The following is a 7,851-nucleotide window of genomic DNA, read 5'->3' as shown; positions in this document are numbered from 1 at the left end:
GGTTCTATTCCTGGCAGTAGTGGATCGGCCGTGAAAAACGAGTAGTGGATCGGCCGTCAAAAACGAAAGTCGCCCGCGCGTTGCGGCGCGGGCGAGACAAAGTTCGGCCTTTGCGCGGTCGCAGAGCGAATGCGCGGTGGAATTGCCTAGCTGTGGCTTTGCTGGGTCACGATCACCGGGATCAGCAGATCGCCCCAATTGCCGTCGCCGCCATGATGTCTGGCCGAACGCACCAGTTCCACCGAGACGCCCGCTTCGACCGCCTTCATCACCGACTGGTTGAGCCTGTGCAGGTCATTGGCCAGCATGCGGATGGTTGCCTGCTGGTCGACGCTCATCGCCGAGGATTGCTCTTCGGCTCTTTCCTTGACGCGGCTAATCGATGCCATTGGTCTTCTCCTTTAAGTTGCCTTTCGGGCGTTTCCTCTGTTGGTCGTTTCTTGCACCGGCTCACTCTGCCGCCGGCTTGAACTGCGCGTGTTCGGTCGATTCATGCATGGCCGTTGTCGAGGACTGGCCGCCGCTGATCGCCATCGACACCGCATCGAAATAGCCGGTGCCGACCTCGCGTTGGTGCTTGGTCGCGGTGTAGCCATGAACCTCGGCCGCGAATTCGGCTTCCTGCAATTCCGAATAGGCTGCCATCTGCCGCGCCTTGTAGCCACGCGCCAGCTCGAACATGCCGAAGTTGAGCTGGTGGAAACCAGCCAGCGTGATGAACTGGAACTTGTAGCCCATGGCGCCGAGTTCCCGCTGGAACTTGGCGATCGTCGCGTCGTCGAGGTTCTTCTTCCAGTTGAACGACGGCGAGCAGTTGTAGGCCAGCAGCTTGCCCGGATGATGCTTGCGCACGCCCTCGGCGAACTTCCTGGCCTGCGCCAGATCCGGCTTCGAGGTCTCGCACCAGATCAGGTCCGCGTGCGGCGCGTAAGCGATGGCGCGCGCGATGCACGGCTCGATGCCGTTCCTGACCTGGTAGAAGCCTTCGACCGTGCGGCCGGCCTCATAGTCGACGAAGGGCCGGTCGCGCTCGTCGATGTCCGAGGTCAGAAGCTTCGCCGCCTCGGCGTCGGTGCGCGCCACGACCAGCGTCGGCGTGCCCATCACGTCGGCCGCGAGACGGGCCGCATTGAGGTTGCGGATATGCGCCGCCGTCGGGATCAGCACCTTGCCGCCGAGATGGCCGCACTTCTTCTCCGACGCCAGCTGGTCCTCGTAGTGGACGCCGGCGGCGCCCGCCTCGATGAATGCCTTCATGATTTCGAAGGCATTGAGCGGCCCGCCGAAGCCAGCCTCGGCGTCGGCGACGATCGGCGCGAACCAGGTCTCGACCGAAAGTCCCTTGCCTTCGGAGGTCTCGATCTGGTCGGCGCGCTGCAGCGTGCGGTTGATGCGCTTGACCAGTTCCGGCGCCGCGTTGGCCGGGTAGAGCGACTGGTCGGGATACATGGCGGACGCGGTGTTGGCGTCGGCCGCGACCTGCCAGCCCGACAGGTAGATCGCCTTCAGCCCGGCTCTGACCTGCTGCATGGCCTGGTTGCCGGACATCGCGCCGAGCGCGTTGACGAAGTCCTCCTCGTGGATGAGCTTCCACAGCCGGTTGGCTCCCATCTCGGCCAGGCTCTGGCGGATCTGGACCGAGCCGCGCAACCGCTTCACATCCTCCGGCGAATAGGGCCGCTCGATGCCGTCGAAGCGGCCTTCGGGCGCGGATGGGACAAGGTTGTAAAAATCGGTCATTGCATACTCCAGTTCATTCGATGCCGGTTTTTGGAAACGTCGCCCATGGGAGCTGTGCGCCGTCGATGTGTGACATCATTTACATCGCACTGCGAAAAGCGCGAGGAAAACCGCAACATCGGCCGGAAAATAAGGGAAAATCAGTGTTGCGTTTGACTGGTGAGCCTTGTAAATTTGTCACGATTGTAAAAGGGCCGAGAAGGCACTTGCGGCCAAATCGTGTAAATTCCTGTCAAGGATAGATGGGGTGGCTGACCAGAAGATTTTTGCCGGGCCGCGCATCCGCCGCATCCGCAACGCCAAGGGCCTGACCCAGACGGCGATGGCCGAAGGGCTCGCTATCTCGCCGTCCTATCTCAACCTCATCGAGCGCAACCAGCGGCCGCTGACGGTGCAGCTGATCCTCAAGCTGGCATCGGTCTACAAGATCGATCCGCATGAATTGCAGGGCGAGGCGAAGGGTTCGATATCGGCGCTCAGGGAAGTGTTCGGCGATCCGCTGCTGTCGGGCGAACTGCCGGGCGACCAGGAGCTGATCGAGCTCGCCGAGGCCGCTCCCAATGCTTCCGCCGCGATGGTGAAGCTGTTTCGCGCCTATCGCGAACAGGCGGAGCGGCTTTCCGACCTCAACGAGCTTCTGGCGCGCGAAGGCCGCGCCACCGCCCTGTCCGGCGCCCGCCTGCCGGTCGACGAGGTGCACGAAATCTTCGAGCGCCGGCCGAACCATTTCACCGCCCTGGAGGAGGAGGCCGAGGCCTTCACGGCGCTGCTCGATCCTGGCGACGACCTGTTCGGCGCGCTGAAGACCTGGCTGAAGCGCGAATATGGCATCGTCGTCAAGGTGCTGCCGGTCGCCACCATGCCGAACTGGCGCCGCCGCTACGACCGCCATTCGCAGCGCCTGTTCCTGTCGGAACGGCTGTCGCCTTTCGACCAGTTGCGCGAGGTGGCGATGGAAGCCTCGCTGATCCGCATGACGGTCGCGGTCGCCGGCGAGATCCAGGCACTGAAGCTGGCGACTGACGAGGCCCGCCGGCTGGCGCGCTTCGAGCTTGGCCGTTACGCCGCCCACGCGCTGATGATGCCCTATCAGGCGTTTCACGCGGCCGCGCTGCGCTCCCGCTACGACATCGACGTGCTGCGTTCGCGCTTCGGCGTGTCCTTCGAGCAGGCGGCCAACCGCCTGACCATGCTGCAGCGGCCGGGCGCGGCGGGCGTGCCGTTCTTCATGCTGGAGGTCGACAATGCCGGCAACCGCTTCCGCAAGGCCGGCAGCCAGGGCTTTCCGCAGAGCCGCTTCGGCGGCGGCTGCCCGAAGCTCGCCGTCCATGCCGCCTTCACCCAGCCCGGGCAGATCCTGGTGGAAGCGGTGGAAATGCCGGACGGCGCCGAATTCCTCTGCATTGCCCGCACGCTGGAAGGTCCACAGGGCGCCTTCTCGGAGCGGCCGCGCCGCACGGCGCTGCTCATCGGCTGCGATATCGGCTTTCGTGACGAGATCGTCTATGGCGGAGCCCTTCCGGGGACGGCGAGCGGCAAGTCGGGGCAGGGCGTCGCCGTTGCCACGCCGGTGGGACCCGCCTGCCGGCTCTGCGAACGCATAGGTTGCCTGGCGCGCGCCGAGCCGCCGGTGACGCGGCCGCTTGGCCTCGACGAGATGGTGACCGGCCTGAGCGCTTTCGATTTCCAGTGACGTCGACTGTGCTGGTCGGCCCGGAGGCTCGTCCTCCGTTGCAACAGCAAGCCATTGCGGTTTCCCCCCGCAATATTGCCGTCGGCAATATTGATTAAGCATTGGCGTCGCGATATCAAAAAAGAATTGCGCAAGGCTGGGGGGTCGGCGAATGAACAGGACAGTTTTTTGGCTTGGGCTGACGCTTGCCCTTTCAGCCTCATCCGCATTTGCGGAGAAATCCTCGGAATTCTTCAAATCGTACCAACAATACAACGATGCCGGTAAGGCATTCCTCGACAAGATCGAGCCCAGGACCGGAGCGATAGATCTCGCCGAAGGCGTGCACCTCGACCTCAAGGGCAAGTTCTACTTCCTGGACAAGAAGGATTCCGCCTCTGTCCTGACCGAGGCCTGGGGCAATCCGCCAGATGTCGGCACCGGCTCCGTCGGCATGATTTTCCCGGCAAACCACGACCCCATCTCCGAGAACAATTGGGGCATTGAGCTGCGCTGGGAAAAGATCGGCTATGTCGATGACAGCGACGCGGCGTCCATCGACTATGCTGAATTGCTGCGCGGCATGCAGGAGGACACTCGGTCGAGCAACGATCAAAGGGTGAAGGACGGATTTCAGCCCGTCACCTTGATCGGCTGGGCCTCGCCGCCGGTATACGATGCCGTCAACAAGCGCCTGCACTGGGCCAAGGAGCTGCAGTTCGGAACCGATGCCGTCCACACGCTGAACTACGATGTGCGCTTTCTCGGCCGGGAGGGCGTGTTCGTGATGAGCTACATCGCCACGGTCGATCAACTGCCGGAGATCAGGCAAAGCCTGGATGAGGTGCTCGGCATCGCCGCCTTCAGCCCCGGCAAGAAGTATGTCGATTTCAGGCCAGGTTTCGACACCGTCGCCGCCGTCGGCATCGGTGGCCTCATTGCCGGCAAGCTGGCGGCCAAGGCTGGGCTGCTGGCGGTGGCGCTGATCGCGCTGAAGAAGTTCGGCGTGATCCTGCTGGTTCCGCTGGCGGGCCTTTGGCGGCTCATTCGGCGCAACCGAGACGCCTCCTCCTAAAGTGCGATGACCGGTCTCTGCCGACCGAATGGCCGAGTTGCTGGTCGTCAGTGCGCCAAACGGAATGCGAGGCTGGATCACGCCTCGCGGCCGCCGGTGCGTTACGCCAATGCGGCGCGTTCCTGCCGCCCACCGCGCATCGAGCCGCCCTGAAATCGCCGACAGCCGCAACCATGACCGACGCCGCATCGCCAGCTTCGCCAGCCGTCCCGCCGCGCCCGGCCATCTCGCCCGGCGAGGAGCGCATCGGCATGCTGCTGGTGTTCCTGTCGGCGCTGATGTGGAGCTTTGGCGGCACCATCGCCCGTTTCATCGACGTCACCGACAACTGGACGATCGTGTTCTGGCGCTCTCTCTGGGCGGTGGCGTTTCTGCTTTGCTTCATGGCCTGGCGCGACGGCTGGCGGGGCACGCTGAGATTGTTTCGCGACATGGGCCTGCCGGGCCTTGCCGTGGCGGTATGCTTCGCCACCGCGTCGACCTCGTTCATCGTGGCGCTTTCCTACACCACGGTCGCCAACATCCTCTTGATGCAGGCCGGCGTGCCGCTGCTGGCGGCACTGCTCGCCTGGGTGGTGTTTCGCGAGCGGGTGGCGACAGCGACCTGGGTGGCGATCGCCGCCGTCATCACCGGCGTCGCTATTATGGTCTCGGAATCGCTCGATGGCGCGGTGTCTCCCATCGGCGATGGCCTGGCGCTGCTGATCGCCTGCATGTTTTCGATCGCCACCGTGATCACCCGGCGCTTCGCCCATGTGCGCATGACGCCGGCCAACTGTCTCGCCGCGCTGCTCGCCTGCGCCTTTGCCGCATCCCAGGCGTCGCAGTTCGCCGTGTCCAGCCGCGACATGGCTTTCCTGTTTGCCTTCGGCGTCCTCAATCTTGGCGTCGGCCTTGCCTTCTTCGCCACCGGCGCCCGTCTCGTTCCGGCGGCGATGGCGGCACTCCTTGGCACGTTCGAGCCGATCCTCGGCCCGATCTGGGTCTGGCTCGTGCATTCCGAGGTGCCATCGGCGCGCACGATTGTCGGCGGCGCGGTCGTCGTCGCCGCGCTCCTCGTCCACATCGCTCTCGAGTTCAAGCGCCAGGCGCGGCCCGAGCGGCCGGGCGTCACCGGCGTGCCGTCTCCGAATTGATGAAGCGCAGGCGCCAAAGCGCGCGATGAGCCATTGACAACGTCGCTGCCGGGCGGGCAGGCTAAGAGCACGGCAACAACAAGACAGGCGTATCTTGCCAAGTCTCAATGCCGGTCCGATCGGGACCGGACCACATCGTCGTATCCCTGCCCGCGCCATGGCGAAAGCCTCTGACGACGTCGGCACACCCCCCAGGCCACGGCAACGGCCCAAAGCTTTTTCCGGCTCCGCATCGCACCGCCTCTATGCCGGCTGTTCGCGCTTGTCGCTCCCCGGAAAGCTCAATAATCTGAAGCAAAAGCCCAGCCGCGCGGACACCGCGACGGATTGGCGACGGAACACTCACCAAAGGAGAACAACATGATCCGCAAAGCGCTCTGGCTTTCGGCGACATCGGTATTTCTGGCGCTTTTGACGCCTGCCGGTCACGCCGAGGACCGCGTCGTCAACGTCTTCAACTGGTCCGATTATATCGACCCGACGATCATCGAAGACTTCACCAAGAAGACCGGCATCAAGGTCGTCTATGACACCTTCGATTCCAACGAAATCCTGGAAACCAAGCTGCTGGCTGGCGGCAGCGGCTATGACGTCGTCGTGCCGAGCGGCAATTTCCTTGCCCGCCAGATCCAGGCCGGCGTTTTCCAGAAGCTCGACAAATCGAAACTGCCGAACCTCTCCAACATGTGGGACACGGTTTCGGAAAGAACCGCCAAATACGACCCCGGCAACGAGTACTCCATCAATTACATGTGGGGCACGGTGGGCCTCGGCTACAACATCAAGAAGGTGCAGGCAGCGCTTGGCACCGACAAGATCGACAGCTGGGACGTGTTCTTCAATCCGGACAATCTGGCCAAGCTGAAGGATTGCGGCGTCTATGTGCTGGATTCGCCGGCTGACATCATCCCGGCCGCGCTGAAATATCTCGGCCTCGACCCCAACAGCACCTCTCCCGACGAGATCGCCAAGGCCGAGGAAGCGTTGCTGAAGGTGCGGCCTTATATCCGCAAGTTCCATTCGTCGGAGTACATCAATGCGCTCGCCAATGGCGACATCTGCCTGGCTGTCGGCTGGTCGGGCGACGTCTTCCAGGCGCGCAACCGCGCCGTCGAGGCCAAGCAGGGCGTCGAGATAGGCTACTCGGTGCCGAAGGAAGGCGCCCAGATGTGGTTCGATCAGATGGCGATCCCCGCCGACGCGCCGCATGTCGCCGAAGCGCATGAGTTTCTCAACTACATGATGACGCCGGAGGTGATCGCGAAGTCGTCGAATGCGGTGCTCTATGCCAACGGCAACAAGGCCTCGCAGCAGTTCGTCGACAAGGCGCTTCTGGACGACCCGGCGGTCTATCCGGACGCGGCGACCCTGGAGAAGCTCTACACCGTCCAACCCTACGATCCGAAGACCCAGCGCGTCATCACGCGCACCTGGACCAAGATCGTGACCGGCCAGTAGGCAAATCGGCACGACCCCGGCGGCAGGCCGCCGGGGTCGTGCTCTTTGGGGGCAAGACAAAAGGACGGAGTGGGGAACATGAAATCGCTTGGCAGCATCCGCAGGGACTTCGCGCCATGGAACGACCCGAACGCCAAGCCATACATCCAGTTCGACAATGTCACCAAGAAGTTCGGTGACTTCATCGCCGTCAACAACCTGTCGCTGACCATCTTCGAGCGCGAGTTCTTCGCGCTGCTCGGCGCCTCCGGCTGCGGAAAGTCGACGCTTTTGAGGATGCTTGCCGGTTTCGAGGAGCCGACCGCCGGGCGCATCCTGCTCGATGGCCAGGACCTGCGCGGCATCCCGCCCTATCGGCGGCCGGTCAACATGATGTTCCAGTCCTATGCGCTGTTCCCGCACATGACGGTCGAGAACAACATCGCCTTCGGCCTCAAGCAGGAAGGCATGCCCAAGTCCGACATCGAAAAGCGCGTCGCCGAGATGCTGAAGCTGGTCAAGCTCGAGCAGTTCGCCAAGCGCAAGCCGCACCAATTGTCGGGTGGCCAGCGCCAGCGTGTCGCGCTCGCCCGCTCGGTCGCCAAGCGCCCCAAGGTTCTGCTGCTGGACGAGCCGCTTGGCGCGCTGGACAAGAAGCTGCGCGAGGAAACGCAATTCGAACTGATGGACCTGCAGCAGGAGCTCGGCCTCACCTTCGTCGTCGTCACCCACGACCAGGAAGAGGCGATGACCATGGCCGACCGCATCGCCATCATGGACAAGGGCGAGGT

Annotated in this window: 7 protein-coding genes; 5 read left to right on the top strand and 2 right to left on the bottom strand. The window is 63.5% G+C overall.

What is annotated here, in order from left to right:
* Nucleotides 1-146: 146 nt before the first annotated feature.
* Both EN780_RS22200 and aceA read right to left on the bottom strand, forming a co-directional pair.
* Entirely contained in the window at nt 147-389 is a 243-nt protein-coding gene (locus EN780_RS22200) for a hypothetical protein (protein ID WP_127287374.1), read from the bottom strand.
* Between the two features lie 61 nt (nt 390-450).
* The gene (gene aceA, locus EN780_RS22195) at nt 451-1,740 is read right to left on the bottom strand and encodes an isocitrate lyase (RefSeq protein ID WP_127309631.1); all 1,290 of its coding nucleotides are present in this window, start codon (nt 1,738-1,740) and stop codon (nt 451-453) included.
* 247 nt (nt 1,741-1,987) lie between these two features.
* Here aceA and EN780_RS22190 point away from each other — a divergent pair, with 247 nt between their 5' ends.
* The 5 genes from EN780_RS22190 to EN780_RS22170 form a co-directional block, all read left to right on the top strand.
* On the top strand, nt 1,988-3,433 hold the full coding sequence (locus EN780_RS22190; RefSeq protein WP_128275325.1) for a short-chain fatty acyl-CoA regulator family protein: 1,446 nt from the start codon (nt 1,988-1,990) through the stop codon (nt 3,431-3,433).
* Nucleotides 3,434-3,584: 151 nt separating this feature from the next.
* Nucleotides 3,585-4,487 (top strand): DUF2167 domain-containing protein, encoded by a 903-nt coding sequence (locus tag EN780_RS22185; RefSeq protein WP_127309633.1) that lies wholly within the window; start codon nt 3,585-3,587, stop codon nt 4,485-4,487.
* 173 nt (nt 4,488-4,660) lie between these two features.
* Nucleotides 4,661-5,623, top strand: coding sequence for a DMT family transporter (locus tag EN780_RS22180; protein WP_127309634.1), 963 nt, complete (start codon nt 4,661-4,663; stop codon nt 5,621-5,623).
* Between the two features lie 360 nt (nt 5,624-5,983).
* Nucleotides 5,984-7,081 carry a polyamine ABC transporter substrate-binding protein gene (locus EN780_RS22175; protein WP_127392522.1) on the top strand — a complete coding sequence of 366 codons (1,098 nt, stop codon included), beginning with the start codon at nt 5,984-5,986 and terminating at the stop codon, nt 7,079-7,081.
* A gap of 78 nt (nt 7,082-7,159) precedes the next feature.
* A partial coding sequence (locus EN780_RS22170; RefSeq protein WP_133372671.1) for an ABC transporter ATP-binding protein occupies nt 7,160-7,851 on the top strand: 692 nt, incomplete at its 3' end.

It is taken from the genome of Mesorhizobium sp. M4B.F.Ca.ET.089.01.1.1 (genome assembly GCF_004022605.1).
GTDB classification, from domain to species: Bacteria; Pseudomonadota; Alphaproteobacteria; order Rhizobiales; family Rhizobiaceae; genus Mesorhizobium; species Mesorhizobium abyssinicae.
Note: the sequence above shows the minus strand (reverse complement) of the source record. Positions and strands in the feature narration are given on the sequence as shown.